This window comes from Vibrio sp. Isolate23 (assembly GCF_022398095.1).
GTDB classification, from domain to species: Bacteria; Pseudomonadota; Gammaproteobacteria; order Enterobacterales; family Vibrionaceae; genus Vibrio; species Vibrio coralliilyticus_A.
Genome location: NZ_JAKEUV010000003.1, coordinates 406,615 through 423,304 on the forward strand (window position 1 = coordinate 406,615; position 16,690 = coordinate 423,304).

Annotated in this window: 9 protein-coding genes; 3 read left to right on the plus strand and 6 right to left on the minus strand. The window is 44.5% G+C overall.

Annotation, left to right across the window (positions count from 1 at the left end; all coding sequences use genetic code 11):
* Window positions 1-22: 22 nt before the first annotated feature.
* The gene (locus L1D31_RS11650; RefSeq protein WP_239837290.1) at window positions 23-1,654 is read right to left on the minus strand and encodes an ABC transporter substrate-binding protein; all 1,632 of its coding nucleotides are present in this window, start codon (window positions 1,652-1,654) and stop codon (window positions 23-25) included.
* Window positions 1,655-2,280: 626 nt separating this feature from the next.
* Between L1D31_RS11650 and L1D31_RS11655 the strand changes: the two genes are divergently transcribed.
* Both L1D31_RS11655 and L1D31_RS11660 read left to right on the plus strand, forming a co-directional pair.
* Complete coding sequence (locus L1D31_RS11655) at window positions 2,281-4,536, plus strand: Ig-like domain-containing protein (RefSeq protein WP_239837291.1); 2,256 nt, start codon at window positions 2,281-2,283, stop codon at window positions 4,534-4,536.
* A complete protein-coding gene (locus L1D31_RS11660) occupies window positions 4,533-5,729 on the plus strand; it encodes an outer membrane protein transport protein (protein ID WP_239837292.1) in 1,197 nt (398 codons plus the stop codon). The genes L1D31_RS11655 and L1D31_RS11660 overlap by 4 nt, the downstream gene beginning before the upstream one ends.
* Before the next feature lie 68 nt (window positions 5,730-5,797).
* Here the strand turns inward: L1D31_RS11660 and L1D31_RS11665 are convergent, their stop codons facing one another.
* The 5 genes from L1D31_RS11665 to L1D31_RS11685 form a co-directional block, all read right to left on the minus strand.
* Complete coding sequence (locus L1D31_RS11665) at window positions 5,798-7,471, minus strand: pyridoxal-dependent decarboxylase (RefSeq protein WP_239837293.1); 1,674 nt, start codon at window positions 7,469-7,471, stop codon at window positions 5,798-5,800.
* 27 nt (window positions 7,472-7,498) lie between these two features.
* Window positions 7,499-9,394 carry a methyl-accepting chemotaxis protein gene (locus L1D31_RS11670; protein ID WP_239837294.1) on the minus strand — a complete coding sequence of 632 codons (1,896 nt, stop codon included), beginning with the start codon at window positions 9,392-9,394 and terminating at the stop codon, window positions 7,499-7,501.
* 330 nt (window positions 9,395-9,724) lie between these two features.
* A complete protein-coding gene (locus tag L1D31_RS11675) occupies window positions 9,725-11,212 on the minus strand; it encodes a M28 family metallopeptidase (RefSeq protein WP_239837382.1) in 1,488 nt (495 codons plus the stop codon).
* A gap of 190 nt (window positions 11,213-11,402) precedes the next feature.
* Complete coding sequence (locus L1D31_RS11680) at window positions 11,403-12,845, minus strand: serine protease (RefSeq protein WP_239837295.1); 1,443 nt, start codon at window positions 12,843-12,845, stop codon at window positions 11,403-11,405.
* 177 nt (window positions 12,846-13,022) lie between these two features.
* Entirely contained in the window at window positions 13,023-14,906 is a 1,884-nt protein-coding gene (locus L1D31_RS11685; RefSeq protein ID WP_239837296.1) for a methyl-accepting chemotaxis protein, read from the minus strand.
* 436 nt (window positions 14,907-15,342) lie between these two features.
* Here L1D31_RS11685 and L1D31_RS11690 point away from each other — a divergent pair, with 436 nt between their 5' ends.
* A complete protein-coding gene (locus tag L1D31_RS11690; RefSeq protein ID WP_239837297.1) occupies window positions 15,343-16,518 on the plus strand; it encodes a lytic polysaccharide monooxygenase in 1,176 nt (391 codons plus the stop codon).
* Window positions 16,519-16,690 lie beyond the last annotated feature (172 nt).

Genomic DNA, 16,690 nt, shown 5'->3' on the forward strand with positions numbered 1-16,690 from the left:
TTTATAGTTCTATCAGCTCAGATTATTGAGCTTTGATGTAGAGGTCTTTCGAGAAGATCTTATCTTCTGCGTTGTTTGATGGGTATCCACCAACATTGGTCGAAACAAGACGAGATGTTACATATTGGTAGATAGGAGCAATAGGCATATCACGTGCAAGCAGCTTCTCAGCTTCTACATAAAGCGCTTCTCGCTCTGCATCAGAAGTCGCAGCCATCGCTTTTGCCATTACTTCATCATACTCTTTACTATGATACTTAGGATCATTCGAGCTGTTATTAGACTGCATCAAAGATAGGAAAGATGATGCTTCGTTGTAATCACCACACCAACCTGCACGCGTCACGTCAAAGTTACCTTGACGACGTGTATCCAGATACGTCTTCCATTCTTGGTTTTCTAGAGAAACATTGACACCAAGAGATTTCTTCCACATTGACTGGATTGCAGTCGCAATCTTCTTGTGGTTTTCGGAGGTGTTGTACAATAGCGTGAATGACAGTGGATTTGACTTGTCAAAGCCCGCTTCAGCCAATAACTCTTTTGCTTCGGCTATACGTTGTTTTTGAGAAAGTGAGCCGTATTGAGGCAATTCAGGATTGAAACCTGCCGTAATTTCAGGAGTCAAGAAATAAGCTGGCTTCTGACCTTGACCAAGAATAGCATTGGCAACCACATTACGGTCTATAGCGTAAGAAAGAGCCTTACGTACGCGAACGTCATCAAACGGTGCTTTCTTGTTATTAAAGCCGTAGTAGTAAGAACATAGGTTGCCTTTCACTGAGACAAATTCAGGATGTTCTTTCTTCAGACGCTTAAAGTGTTCAATCGGAAGTTCGTTGGTGATTTGAATTTCACCAGACAAGAAACGGTTCATTTCTGCTACTTGGTTTTCGATAGGTAAGAAAGATACCTTATCAAGTACCGTGTGTTCATTGTCCCAGTAGTTTTCATTGCGCTTAAGTTCAATACGTTCATTGACAACCCAGTTGTCTAAAACGAACGCACCATTACCCACAAAGTTTTCTGGTTTTGTCCACTTATCGCCAAATTTTTCGACAGTTGCTTGGTGTACAGGCTTAACTGTTGTATGACCCATCATCTTCACAAAGTATGGAACTGGTGTTTCTAGTTCAACAACTAGAGTGTGCGCATCCAATGCTTTAACACCCAAAGATTCCTTGTCTTTTTTCCCTGCGATGATATCAGCTGCATTAACCATTGTGGTCATTTCTAGATACCATGCGTAAGGTGAGGCAGTCGCAGGGTCAACAACTCGCTTAAAGCTATAAACGAAATCATTAGCTGTTACAGGGTCACCATTTGACCATTTCGCATCTTTGCGTAGATGGAAAGTAAACGTTTTGTTATCCGTAGTTTCCCAAGACTCTGCGACACCAGGAGTAGTATTACCATCCGCGTCTTGATTCACTAAGCCTTCTAACAAATCACGAATAACGTGAGATTCAGGTACACCTTCTGTTTTATGAGGATCGATCGACGCAACCTCAGTACCGTTACCACGAACTAGTTCTTGTTTTTTTGCTAACTTAGTTCCTGCAGGAACATCTGCAGCGAGTGTTGCGGTAGAAGTAGCGGCGACAGCCAGACCTGCACCTAGAAGAAGGGCTTGAGTGATTTTGTTCTTATACATGAGTAAAACTCCAAGTTTTTCATTTGCATCCATGACGTCTTCATAAGGCCACTAGAACGGACAGTGATTTAGATCTGTTTAGTGCAAAAATTAAGCACAAAAATCTAAAGCCCTATAAAGATTGCAGCACACATTATCAATCATCGGTGTAATTTGCCATAAAAATGTAGCGAAAAATCGTTTAATTCTCCGACCAGTGCAACATTTTGGTAAAAAACACTACTGAAAAAAGGATTCCCAGTTTATTAGAATAAGAAATTATTCAGACTTAGATTGAAATGCCAATTAATCTAATAAGACACCTGTTTTTAGCATCTTATTCTAAAGATTGTGCAAAAGTTTTAACAAAAGTTATGTAAGCAAGCTAACATTTAACTACTTTCGTCTTACCAAAATAGCATTCTGTGAAGTTAATCACTCTGTTGCACAAGATATGCGCTCCGCTCCACACTTAGACACTCTTCTCGATATATACATTTATTTAACATCTCAGCAACAATGGTTAAGTTTATAAAAAATAAGCATTTTTAGGTTTTTATTAGCTTTTTTTAAGCTTAATCATTTGTGAGAGAGCCGTATGAGCATTCATATACCGCTACCCCCACAACTGTATAGGCACCTCTATTATGAGAAAGCTCAATATACTAGCTATCTCACTATCTGCCGCATTTATGCTCGCTGGCTGCGATGGTGAAGAAAGCACGACAGAAAACATTGCGGTAGAAGTCCCATTTTCCTCTAACAGCATCCCAATGCCGAACGATGGCTATGGTTACGATGAGGATGGTACTATCTCCCTACCCAATGAACCTTCCTCTATTCAAAATTACTCAACGCGCGAAGAGTTCGAGGCCTACTACCAAAGTTTTGAAACCAGCTTTGCTGCAGTTGACGGTTGGGGACTCTGTGTGGAACCGATCGAAATCCCTCTGGATAGCGTAAATTCGGGTCAGGTACCTGCTATAGACCCATCGTCGCTAGTGGGTAACGTACTGCTACTGGACAGTTCAGGAAATGAAATTGACGGTACCAAGCTGACAAGTGATGGTCGCCAGTTAACTATCCAGTGTAGTGCCGCCTTGCAACCTGGTACTTCCTACTACCTTGCTGTCACAAATGGCGTAAAAACCACTCAAGGCACGCCATTACAGCCTTCAAGCGGATTCACTCAACTACTTAATACATCTACAAATGAATTAGATGAGCACGAACAATGGCTACAAAGCACCACTCAAGAGGCTGTTGATGTTTACCACACAACAGGTAACCCACACAGCCTCGTTTATGCCGCTAAGTTTACGACCCAAAATAGTTACGCCATTATTGACACCATAGTGGAACAAACTCGTACGAGTGTCCCAGCTCCAAGGGTTGATATGAGTTTGAGTACAGAAGATCACAAGATCGACATAAAAAAGGGATGGGTGATAGTCTCCACTAAACTCACCACTAATAATTATTTACCCTTCACACAAGAAATTGCAGATAGTGAAGGCTGTACTTTAGACCGCTTCGACCCTATTGCAAGCTGCCCTTCTATGTATCGCTGGATGACCGGTGAGAATGGGGAAGCACTAACCAAGAAAGGGTTTGAAGAAAACGATACGAAAATCCAAGTTTACAACGACTCTTCAACTTTAATTGATGTCGACTTTTACTTACCGAAGAATGACGATACCAATACCCCAGACAAAGCTGCGTCATTCATTGAAGATCTCACTAACCCAGTAGTTATCTTTAATCATGGTATTACCGCGGATAGAACATCGGCAGAGTTGATGGCGAAGAAGTACACGGATAACGGTTATATCGTTGCTGCTATCGATATGCCTTACCATGGCAGTCGAATTGTAAATGATTCAAACGGCCTCCCAATTAGCGCCGCAATAGACAAGTCTTACTTTATTAATATTTCTTCACCGTTAGCGTTAAGAGCGAACTTACATCAAGGCGTCAGTGACTTTATTGGGCTGAGATGGGCCCTAAATTTTGGTCACCCAGACCGAGAAGTACATCTCGTCGGCCACTCATTGGGCGGTATTATGTCAGTGATGACGACTGAAGCCACCTTTAGTCCAGGTGGGACCACTGCCCCTTCAGAGGTCATCGAAGGCCTAGGATTAAAAACGTCCACTTTCGCGGTACCTGGTCAAGGTTTAGTTAACGTCACTTTATCTTCATTAACACTAGGGCCAGAGATGGAACAATCCGTCAAGAAGTCCCCGGATGTGCAACGTGGCATTGCAGAAACCTTGCTGCCTAATTTATGTCAGCCTGAAAACAGCAACCAAGAATGTATTGAAGCGCTTGAAGCAAACTCTGATGCACTAGCAGATAGTATCACTATGTTAGAAGACGAGATTTATGCTGCCGTCATTCCAGTCCTCCGACAGGGTGTTCAACAGACCATTGATAGTTCGGACCCTGCGGGTAAGGTCACTCGCCAACGCATCGCTAAACAACCAACATTGCTGATTGAAGCAAAAGGAGCCTGTGGAAGCACCTGTGAGCCAGGAGAATACATGCCTGATACTGTGGTACCTAATTCAGCAGACAATAATACGATGACCGGCACAGAGCCTTTGATTCAGGCTCTTGGGTTAGACACAATCTTGGACACCACCAATGAATCAAATGGGATCAGAGGCGTTATTCGAACAACCGTTGGCGGACACGGTACATACCTATTTCCTTATGAAGGCCCAATGGACGAAGAGACAGGTTTTCCCTCTGCTGACCCAAAATATATGCCGGAAGGTAAGAAGTCCAAAACAACCCAGCAAGATGCGGTTTTAGACATGGTGGTAAGTAAAGGTCAATACATCATTATAAAAGCCGACGACAGGGATAGCATTTACGATAATCAAGAGGTTACACAGTGAAAAAACCAGTACTGATCTTACTCCCCTTTATCGCATTTGACATCTATGCGGCTGGCTTTCAGCTTAACGCACAGTCAGCGACTGGCTTAGGGCGTGCCTATGCCGGCGATGCCATTATTGCCGACAACGCTTCTGTTGTATCAAAAAACGCAGCAGCTATGAGCATGATCGACAAGCCAATGTTTTCAGTCGGTGCAGTGAATATCGCCAGCCAAGTAGATTTCAACAATATTCGCTACACGCCACCAAGCTCAACAACCCAAGTTATTGACGATACAGGACTCGATAACAGCACCTTGGTGCCTAACGCTAACCTTGTATACCCACTTGAGGGAACAAAGTGGACACTAGGCGCGACGGTTCACTCAAACTTTGGTACCGACGTTGAATTTGAAGATAGCTTTGAAGCTCCGATCTTTGGTGGAAAAACTTACCTTAGCAGCATCAATGCTGGCTTTTCTGCGGCCTACCAGTTAAATGAAGCTTGGTCACTTGGTGGTGGCATCGATATTATTTACGGTGAGGGCGAGATATCTCGGACACCTAATAGTGCTAGCCCACTTCGGATTGATGCAGACGGCGTAGGACTTGGTTTCAATCTAGGTGTTGCCTATGTTGTCGATGAAAACAACCGATTTGGACTGTCGTATCGATACAGCCCTGAGCTAACAGCCGAAGGCGATGTCTACGCTTGGGAACAAGGTAAGACTAATAGTGTTGATATTCCTCTTCCAGATATCATTGAGTTCTCCGGCTACCACAAACTCAATGCTAAGTGGGCCGCGCATTACAGCCTACAATACGTTGCTTGGTCTGAGTTTGATAAGCTGACTTCGGAAAACTACAGTACATCGATTAAAGATTATGAATGGAAGAATGCAGGTCATGTTTCTGTTGGTGTAACACACTATCTAAACAAAGAGATTGAGTTACGAGCAGGTTACATGTATGACCTTTCACCTGTCGACCAAATCAGTTCACTGTCTATTCCTGACACAGACCGACACTGGTTTACCCTTGGTGGCTCATACGCAGCAACGGATCAACTCACCTTAGACTTATCCATTGGTTATCTGACAGGCGAACAAGCAGCAATCAATGAATCGCAAACCATTGTTGACGAATACAACATCGAGGCAACGGTGAATGCCAGCGCTTGGTTATTTGGCGCACAACTAAACTACTCGTTCTAGATTGCGAGTTGTGAACAATCAAAGCCAGCATCTCTGCTGGCTTTTCTGAACTAAAAGTCAGCACCGCCCTAGCTAATCAAATAATCTGCAAACTCATCAATATGACAGCGCTTGGTGTACGGGTTCAAAAACACGGCTTTTTCTCCCGGCAATGGCAAACAGTTCCCTAGTAAGTCGTAGTCGGTATGAGTGATGGACTCTACCCAATTAGTATTAAGCCCCTGCCTTTGCCGCTTAAGAAAGTGATTTCGATGATAAAACGTGTTCTTTACCAGATCATCGACCGTAGCGTCACCTTGCTTGATGGACAATTCTTTTTCATATAGGTGCAACACTGAAACCGTGTCTTTAGGATAAAGTCGAAACGCGACAGATGGACCATGGTTACCTTCACACACCGCCTTACATCCGGGTATTTCGCTCAGTCTCAGGCGAAAATAATTAGCGTTTTGTAGCCCATGTGCGAGCACAACCTGATAACCTTCTTTACCAAGGAACTGCAACGCAGAGTAGGCAGAAAACACACCGACCGCACCACGCGAACACTCGATAGTTGATTGCAAATGCGTCTTTTGTTTAAGCTGAGATTCGAAATAAGAAAAATAGCTTGGCTCTTGTCTTAAGTCTTCAAAATCCTTCTTGTCTCGGACCATTAACAAGCTCGAGGTATAAGGCGCGTAGCCCCACTTTTGAAAATCAACGGTAAATGAATCGGCCTCTTTCAGACCAGCCATCATCTTCTTTAGGTATCGTACGCTGGTTAAAGTGGCGTTATTAATGGAGAGTGGATTTTCTTGAGTGTCGTAATCCAGAAAAAACAATAAGCTCCAGCCTACCGCGGCATCGACGTGAATGTGCGGTTTGCGAGTCATTTCGTATTTGCGAGACAAACGCTCAGACAAGTCACGTACTCGTTTTACATCATCAATCGCAAATGTATCAGTAGTACCGCAAGTCAACATTATGGTTGGAACGACGACCCCTTGCTTGAAACAACTCTCTAATTGATACTCCAAGTCATCAAGACAAATCTGATTATTTCGATTAATACGTACCCGAATAACCTGTCTTTCAAGGTCAAGTCCTAAAAGGGACAAGTTGGTCATATTTGAGTAGTGCCCCGATTCAGAGTTGACCATACAAAATCGCCGCCCCGCCACTCCTTGTGATTTCGACTTTGGGAATGATTTACGTAACCCAAACAGGTAACCATAAAGATTGCAAAAGGTGCCACCCTGAGTAAATAGGCCTCCAGCAATTTGCGGATCGTACCCAGCTAATCGGGCAATCTGACGTACGACCATTTTCTCTAGCTCTACAGCCATACCCGCATACTCGCTGTAGACTAAGTTTGGGTTTTTCAATGTCGCCAACATCGCCCCATGAATTGCAGGGTCACAAGGTGTCGAGATAACATTCTCAACTGACGTTGGATCTTGCCAATCTTTGCTGTGATGGGCAGCAAACAAAGCTAATGGATCAAATGCCTCTGCAGGCGCATGCATCCGCTCTGGAATATCGTCACGCTCACGCAGAGCTTTTTCCAATTGGCGATAATCTTGGGTGGAAAAAGGTGATGTTCTACTGGCAAGCATACTTACCTCAGGGGAGGCAAATAGGGGCCATAACCGCTTATCACGACTAAAAAAACGGCGAATCACCTCATTATATTTCTTCACATAATGAGGGGATAACGCATTCGCTTTTAAGCCATCTTTTTCGAGTGTTGCAGTATGGTTCATACCTCATCTCCTAGTGGCTTAAAAGAGTCATTTTAATTTGAAGTTGGCGACTAACCTTTCTAACTCATGGTTGGACTCACTGAGAGATTCTGTCGCAGCAACGGTTTGCTGACCACTGCTCACTAACGATTCAACAATCTCTCTGATGGATAACATGTTGCGACTCAACTCTTCAGCAACCGTACTTTGCTCTTCCGTCGCCGCCGATATCTGAGTGCTGACATCGTCAATTTCTTTCACCGAAACACTCATCATGCTAAGACTTTCTGACACTTCTGACGTTTTCTCTGCCGTAGATTGGCACTGCTCTTTCGTCGCTTCCATCGCACGAACCACACTTTCAGTGCCATCAAGGAGTTGGCTCAACATGTCAGAGATTTCGGTCGTGCTGTTTTGTGTTCTGGCAGCAAGCGCTCTGACTTCATCTGCAACGACAGCAAAGCCCCGACCTTGCTCACCTGCACGTGCAGCCTCAATAGCAGCATTCAGCGCCAGCAAATTCGTTTGCTCGGATATTTCACCAATGACGGTCAGAACCTCACTGATGCGATTAGCGTCTTGCTTCATACTGACAATTCGGCCGGACATATCATCAACTTCAGTGACCAACGCACTGACGGTCGATACTGCGGTATTAACAATACCTAGTGACGATTGCGCCTCACCACTCGCCGCTTCAGTAATTCTATTGGATTGATGAACATTTTCAGCCACTGTCCGTGCGCTCTCACTCATTTCAGTGATAGCGGTGACCACTTGCTCAGTTTCGCTCGAATGGTTCAAAAGTTTCGATTCATTCTCTTTTGCGGTTTGACCGAGCTGGACAAGACTGGAAGAAATGCTTTGACTCGCTTGTGAAATTTGCAGCATCATCTGCTGAAGGTTTTCGACAAACTGATTAAAACCCTGGCTAATTTGCCCGAGATCATCGTTACTGTTCACTTCAAGGCGCTGGGTTAAATCACCATTCCCCTGAGACAGATCCAACACAGCAGACTTTAGGCCAAGCAAAGGTTTGTAGGCATAGTGAAGAATGACAAAGATGGCGCCAAAGCTGACAAGGAAAAGCAAAAAGCCTGTAATGATCGCTTCTTGTTCCGCTTGGTCAACATGGGCCAAGGCGGTGGCTTGATCAACAAACACCATTAATGTCCAGTACATATTGTCAGTGAGATTCACCCGCTGAAAATAGCCATCAAATTGAATACCAAGGTATGGAAAGGTCAAGTGCCCCGCTTGTCTTGAGCTAAACATCCGCTCCATTTCAATAAAGTTCGGGCTCACCTGCGATGGTGTACGACCAATATCATTAGGGTCATCACTAGCAAAAAACACCGCATTTTGGTCAGTGAGTGTCGCGGCACCACCAGCAAAACGCATATTACTGACTGTACTGATCACTTCACCTAACTGGATATCACCAAGCAATACACCAACAACCTGACCGCCTTGTTTAACGGGCATGGTCGCGCTGACCACTTTTTCTCCAGTAACTTTGTCTTGATAAATATCCGTCAATGCCACTGAGGAAGCTACTTTAGCTGCTTTGTACCAATCACGAGTTCTGAAGTCGAATTGATTGCTACTCTCGACAGACATATAGTTGCGTCCATCTTCATAGGTCATGATAACATTAGAAATCCCTGCGCTTTTGGCAAGTAGATTAACCATTTTCTGATTATCAGCATCAGATAAGCTAGGGTCGAATTGATCTGCACTGGTGGCAATAGCATTGATACGGAACTGCATCAACTGCTCAAGTTCAGTCACATGAAAACTCAGCTTGTTTTGAGTCTCATTGATCAACGACGTGACCATTTTTTCTTTCATAGATAGGATGTTCAGCGTGCCAAGAACAATCAAAGAGATGGTCACCAGCAAACCGACACCGAGATAGATACGCGTTTTAAAACCTATATTCATTACGCCTCCTCACTTCATGAACGAGCGATAAAAAGAACGTAAGGATGAATTCCGGTCTGCATTTTAATTTGTATATAGGTTGCTGAATAATTATCAGCAAATCGTGAGCTTGTGCCCACATCAAACCGTCTATACACCCAGCCAACACAATTACCTTAGCTTGATATCACAAATATATGCAACAATTATTATATAAATTTATTATCCTTAGAAAGGAAAAAGCGATGAGAAAATCGGGGAAGTCTATATTCTTTATGCTTTAATTCAGCGGCTTAAACAATATGAAAGCTAGGTAAGATGGCCCTATAAAGAGCCATCAATAATTCGCTCTTAGCGTGTGGAAGCTTCAAGCGTGACACCGTTAAACGAAGAGTATCCGTTTAACAAAACATGGTAAGTACCCGGTGTGGCACTACTGAATGTACAAGTCTCGCTATTTCCATAACGGTATGGTCGGCAGTCCCAATTCTGTTTACTGGCTTCCGAACCGAACTTAACGTAAAGATCCACATCACCTGAGCCACCCGATGTTTTAATCTCAAGTGTTTTTGAAGAGGTTAGTTCAAAACGGTAGGCAAGCTCACTACCTGCCGCTCCAGAGACTCCCGTCACTGGCACACTATCTTGTAGTACATTATCAACAGGTGGTGTATCCCCAGAGGCATTCCCCATCTCCACTGCGTAAGCAAGACCAAGCTTAGTAAATTTGGTTGCATGAGCACCAGTGGGGTCCGAATTCTCTAAGGTATCCTGAGAGGTGTGAATCTTAGGGTTATAGTCATTAAACTTTGACTCAAAAGGCATCGCAGCAGAATACCCAGCATTGTGCCAAGAAGCGTGGTCAGAACACGCATAACCACAACGATCATAACCATAACTCAACGCTGGTAGGTATTCGTCAAGCAGGCTAGCTAAAAACTGAGTCAGGCTGCTGTCGGTGTAATCGGTGATGAAGACGATATCTTGTGCAGAGCCTTGATAGTTGGTCATATCCAACTGAAGGGCTGACACCACATTTTTGCCCTGAGATTTGTAGGAGTTGGCGATATCCTGAGAGCCACGCAGCCCTACTTCTTCGGCGGCATAAGCCATAAAGGCCATCGAGCGTTTAGGAGTGAAGTTGTTCTCAGCCAGAACACGAATTATCTCAGTCACACTTGCGATGCCCGACGCATCATCGTCAGCACCGGGGGCAATTGTGTGTTCATCCGTTCGTGAGCCAATAGTGGAATCTAGATGACCACCAATCACAACCCATTCATCAGGGCTTTCTGACCCCTGAATCGTCAAGATCACAGATTTCTGGTTGTAACCTGAGTGAGAAAACTGCTCAACACTGGCATTAGACAGGCCAGAAACCAAGGAACGCCACTCGCTGGCTATCCAATCAGACGCTTGAGCACCAGAAGTGGTGGTGTAAAAACGGTTGTTGAAGCTCGTCAGCGAAGTGATTGTGCCAGTAATCTGCGCAGGATCAACTTGCGGTAACCAAGCATTGACTGTTGTTTGCTGGGAAATGTCAGGGATTGAGAAACTATTAAGGAACAATGGCATAGCGCTCGCCGCCATCGCACTCTGAGCGGAAGAGTGAACCATATAGCCACCACAGCGATGATGCTCTTCATGCATATTGTGAGACAATTCTGCCAGTTCCGTTTCATTAACCTGCCCGACCCAAACACTCCCACTACTAGCCAATGAATTCGGCAGCACAGCTTGTGCCCCTGATTTCGCTACTGTTTTGGATGCATCAGCACCGATTGATATCCATACTTTGTCTTCTGCGTGTGCATTTATGAAAGCCGTGGAAAGCGCCATAGCCAAAAGCGTTTTAGTGTAGTTCATTATCTCCTCCATGGAGTTTTATAAAATCACCAAAACTTAGGATATTTATTTACATTTTGAGAATTATTCGTTTTACATCAAGTTGTAAGAATAAGTTGTCACCTTTATATCAATACTGAGAATAGTTAATAAGGGCACCGAAGTGCCCTAAGATTGACTCAGACTATTTTGCCGTTACAGACAAGGTAACACCTGAAAAATTGCTGTACGCATTGAGCATGATGTAAAGATCTTCACTCGCATCCACTGCATCACACGACTCCGTATTACCAGAGCGATATGGTCTGCAGTCGTAGGCACTTCTGGTTGGTTGAAGTCCTGAACGAACATACAGATCAGCATCACCCGATCCCGATGCAATAGACACCGTGACGTCAGAGGTGCGTTTGTCTGAGCGAAGGACATACATTTTCTGCTCACCTTTCGTGAGCGTAATACCAGACAATGGTGTATCTAGACTCAGCTCGGTGATATCACTTCCTGGTTGTTCAACCATGCCATCGGGCAGAGTGTTGTTAAAATGGCTCGCCACTTTTGGCCAGATTTTACTGATTTTAACCCCTTGGTTTTCACAGCCACCAAAGTGATGCAGCGCAATGGCTTTATTGCTGCTGGTTTTGAGTACTGGCGAACCTGAAGATCCGCCAATAGTGTCACAGAAGTAACCTGTATCGGTGTTCACTCCACGGCCATTGGCTGAGGCAACATCAATTTGACACAGTCCGGAGCCATTTTGGTCGCTTTCAATCGCGAGTTCTTTCGGGTTACCCGATCCATGTTGTGGGATATAGATACCATCGCCATAGGTCGGCTCAGACGCATCAAGACCTAGATAACCAAACGAGGCGATTTTGGCGAAGTCATCAACAGTAAAAAGCGTGTAGTCCAGCTCATAGTCTGTGCTGAGCATTTGGTCGCCCATCACTTTGACGGTCGTCGACATTGACCCGTTACACGTTGAGCGTTGGTAGTTAAACCAGACTTCGGTGTTTTTCAGCTCGGTTTCGCTCTCAACACAATGGTTGTTGGTAAACATGCGGTTGTCCGGGCCTACGCGCCATGCGGTACATAGACTGCGACCATTGATCAGCAATCGCGCTACTGGCGTTGTCCATGCGACTTTCTCTGGATGTGAATCTTCCCAACAAGCCACATCTTTTCGCTCATTTACCCCACAGGTGGAAAGCGTCGACATCTCCTGATCCGCCGTATCTTTACCTGCCATGTAATAATCGAGCTCAAACTGTCCTTGCTGGCCTTTGGCATTCGCAATCAGTTCGATAACAAGTGCATCGCCTGAGATAGATTGTGCGAACCAATCTAGCTGACTGTCGGTGTACTCAACCACCTCATCCGTCGTGGCGGATTTAACACGTAAAATAGCCCCTTTTGGCAGTGAAAGTTGTTTGAAGTGCAACTTAATGAACGCAGCCCCTTGATGTTTCACTACCTGACTCAGATGTTGACCAGAAATGCCGGTTAATTCTGCATCTGATAGTGTGAATTTCACTTCATCAGCAATGACAGGCAACGCTGTATCTGCCATCGCGACTGGAGTGATAAAACATGCAATAGCCAACCCAACGTTGCATAAATTTGTCTTCATTGTTTTTTCCTTTTTGGTTTATTTGTGTTGTCCCAAAAACAAACATATGCAGAAAAGACCAATAAGCAATTTATTGCATATTGGTTTTGAGTAAAGAAATTTGAACAGGTCGCTTTATTAAGGTGAATAAAAAGGCACTCAAAGAGTGCCTTAATCAAGATATAATTTATTGAAATATCAGAGTTTAAATGTCGAAACTTTGGCCATTAATTCGCCAGAAAGCCCCTTCACTGTACCCGCTTCCTGCGAGCTTTCCTGAGAGCTATGAACTAACTGATCAGCAACATCTTTGATCGAGGTAATATTCTGAGTAATCTCGTTCGTTACATGGGTTTGCTCTTCAGCCGCTGTTGCGATTTGTGTCGCCATATCACTAATAGTTTGAACAGCAGTGTTAATCTCATCCAATGCCACACTCGCCTTGTCCGCATCTTCCACAGAATGCGTCGCCAGAGCAGAACTGTTTTCCATTAACTTAACCGCATTACCGGTAGTAACTTGCAACGTATCGATCGTCGCTTTTATTTCTTCAGTAGAATCATGTGTACGCTGAGATAAGACTCGAACTTCATCCGCCACTACCGCAAACCCTCGTCCTTGCTCACCTGCACGCGCAGCCTCAATCGCTGCATTCAGTGCCAGCAAGTTAGTTTGCTCAGCAATACCCTGAATTGTCGCCAGAACAGTTGAAATATCCTGAGAGTGGCGGTTTAATTCTCCAACTACATTGCTTGCTTCTTGCAGCTCGTTGGCGAGACGGTTAATGGAGTTTTTGTTTTCCAGAACAACAGCACGGCCATTTTCGGTGTTTTTCGCCGAACCTTGCGCAGAGTGCGCGGTTTGCTCAGCATGGGAAGCAATTTCAGCAGTTGCAGAGGCCATCTCTGTTACCGCTGTTGCCACCATAGTAATTTCCTGCTGCTGATGGTTTATCTCATCCACATTACGGTTTGCACGTTGGTTACTAACTTCCGATTGCTGAGATAGTTGCTGGGACTGCTCTCGTATATGAGCAATCAACTGATGCATACTACCGACAAAGGTGTTGAAGTTATTAGCAAGCTGACCCACTTCATCATTACTATCAACTTCTAGTCTCTGAGTAAGATCACCACTACCATGTGCGATTTGTTCTAGCGCATTGGAGACATTGGTCAATGGGCGGAACAAAATGCCACACAACATATTGAACAAGAAGGTACAGACAATCACCACAAGAATAGTTACAGCGATTTGCCCCCACACTGCACTGTAGAGAGGAGCCACTAAGGATTCACGATTCAACACAGTAACTGTAATCAGTGGCGTTCCTTGAATCGGTGCTGCGTAAACGACGCTTAACTCGCCATTAACATCCGTATAAACAACACTGCCTGAACTCATCGCCTGCTGAATCACACCGAAGTCTAGTCCAAGTTGTTGTACAGGCTGATTAAGCAGTTTTGTATCTCGGTGTGTGAAAACGTTACCTTGTTGGTTGGCGATAAACATGTAACCTTCACCAGGAAGGATTACTTTATCTAGCCCTGAGATAATGTCAGTAATTTCAACATCCGCCCCCAACACAACATTTTCGCCACCTAGACTGACCACGCTACCTAGAGAGACCACATTTGCACCTGTCGCCGCCGCTACCGTTGGGTTGTCCATGAAAACCCTGGATGGGTTCTTCATCGCATTGATGTACCACCCCCATTTACGCGGATCGTCATTGCCCGGCGGTAAAACGACACCATTAGCGTTATCCTGAGAACCGTCCGGGTAAGCAAGGAATACATTATCTAAACCTGCAGAGTTCTTAACTTGCTTGAGGTTACTGACTATCGAATCCATATTGGCATCAGGCACGATTGAAGTCAGCGCTCGCTCTTTAGATTCGATCCAATCTGACACATATTGGTTGTAGGAAGCTGTAGAACTTTCTAGTCGCTGAGTCACTTCAATATCTAAACGCTGCAAAGAAGCCCGAAAAGACAATAGCTCTACCAATAAACCGCCAACAATAATGGCAATACTGGCTGACAATGCCAGTTTGTTCTTTAAAGACAAGTTTTTAAACATAGGACAACCTTGTTTGATTATTTTTATCATCATGCAGTACTAAGCTTTAGTTGCTCACCTACACAATTGCAAAGATAACGTACCCGCTTTGAGCCTCCCATTTAAAGAGTCATTCTTTGTATGGTTATCACGGATTTATTTCACACTTTAAAATAAAACAGTCATACGAACTATTTTTATTGGCCAATATCAACTTAATGATGAGTTATGAATCTATACCAATAAGAGTAAATAAAATTTTTGAAGTGACTCGAAGGGAAAATTAACAGCCAGCAATACATTACTTATCGATGGGAACAATGTGGCAAATTGACATCAATGCGACGACTTATTAGTCACTTAACACATAAATTTATAAAATCCTTGCTAGGTTGAGATCTCTGATAGCACATCGCTAGTGCTTCCAGATGATCAATAACCATTACAAGGAACGATTATGAAATCTTGTTTGAATGTCAGTTTAGCGACCATGGGCTGCCTGACAGCTCTAGCTTCCATTAATGTTAACGCCCACGGTTGGGTTGAATTCCCAAGTGCACGCCAGAATACCTGCTACCTCGATGGTGGATTTTGGGAAGACCAAATTCCCAACGCCGCCTGTCAGGCGGCGTTTGATGAGTCCGGTGCCTACCCTTTTGTACAGCGTAACGAAGTGGCAGCCAATGTAGCAAACTATCGAGACATGGCGCATGTACAGGCTATCGTCAGGGATGGCAAACTATGTAGTGCTGGTGACAATGCAAAAGCAGGGCTAGATGTTGCTTCACCACATTGGCAAAAAACAGCATTATCACTGGATTCCAAAAATCAGTTTGAATTGGTGTTTAACGCCACCGCTCCACACAACCCATCTTACTGGCAATTTTACCTTAGTAAGCCGGAATACGACGCTAGCCAACCACTAACATGGTCTGATCTGGAGCTGGTTGATACTGCAGGTAACCTTGCCGTCGGTTCGGACAAAAAATACAGAATGACAGTTACACTGCCAGCTAACAGAACAGGTGATGCCATCCTATATACCCGCTGGCAACGTGAAGATCCAGCCGGTGAAGGCTTTTATAACTGTAGTGACATTACCTTCAATGGGGATGGCAGCACACCTACCGACCCGACGGATCCAACCGATCCGGGCAATAACCTCTCTGTACTTGGTTACTATGTCCCGCAAGGGTTTGGGCCAGTGGAATCTGGTGATACCGTTCGATTCCGCACCTTTGACCAGAGCGGCAGCGAGCAGCACGATATCTCATTGGCGATCACCGCTAACAATACCAGCGAAGAAATTTGGTCTGCGGAGTTGGCTGGGCAATTTAACAGCCTGACAGCGGGCGCTTGGTTTATTGGCATCTGGCATAACGAAATGAACCACTATATGTTTGACTCGTCGAACATATATGCCAATCAAGTTCACGCTCCAGCCGCAAACTTCAGCTATCAGTTGTCCTTGGTGAAAGGTGATACGCCAACGCAACCGGATAATGCTTGGTCTGCCGACAGCACTTATGAGCAAGGTGATGTGGTCACTCATAACGGCCGTTCATGGACAGCACAATGGTGGACTCGGGGCGAAGAACCGGGCACTACCGGAGACTGGGGTGTATGGCGCTAGTCTAAACTCAACATCTGCTCACGCTAATCCAAATCCCCACAATTTCTTGGGGATTTGGATTTTGATAAATCAGGCTCATAAAAGTCAGCATACCGCGCCATCTCAAACGAAAAACTAGAAGTGACACTGAAACGCGGCCAAATTAAGGTTCACTTTGTTTAATACGCAAAAA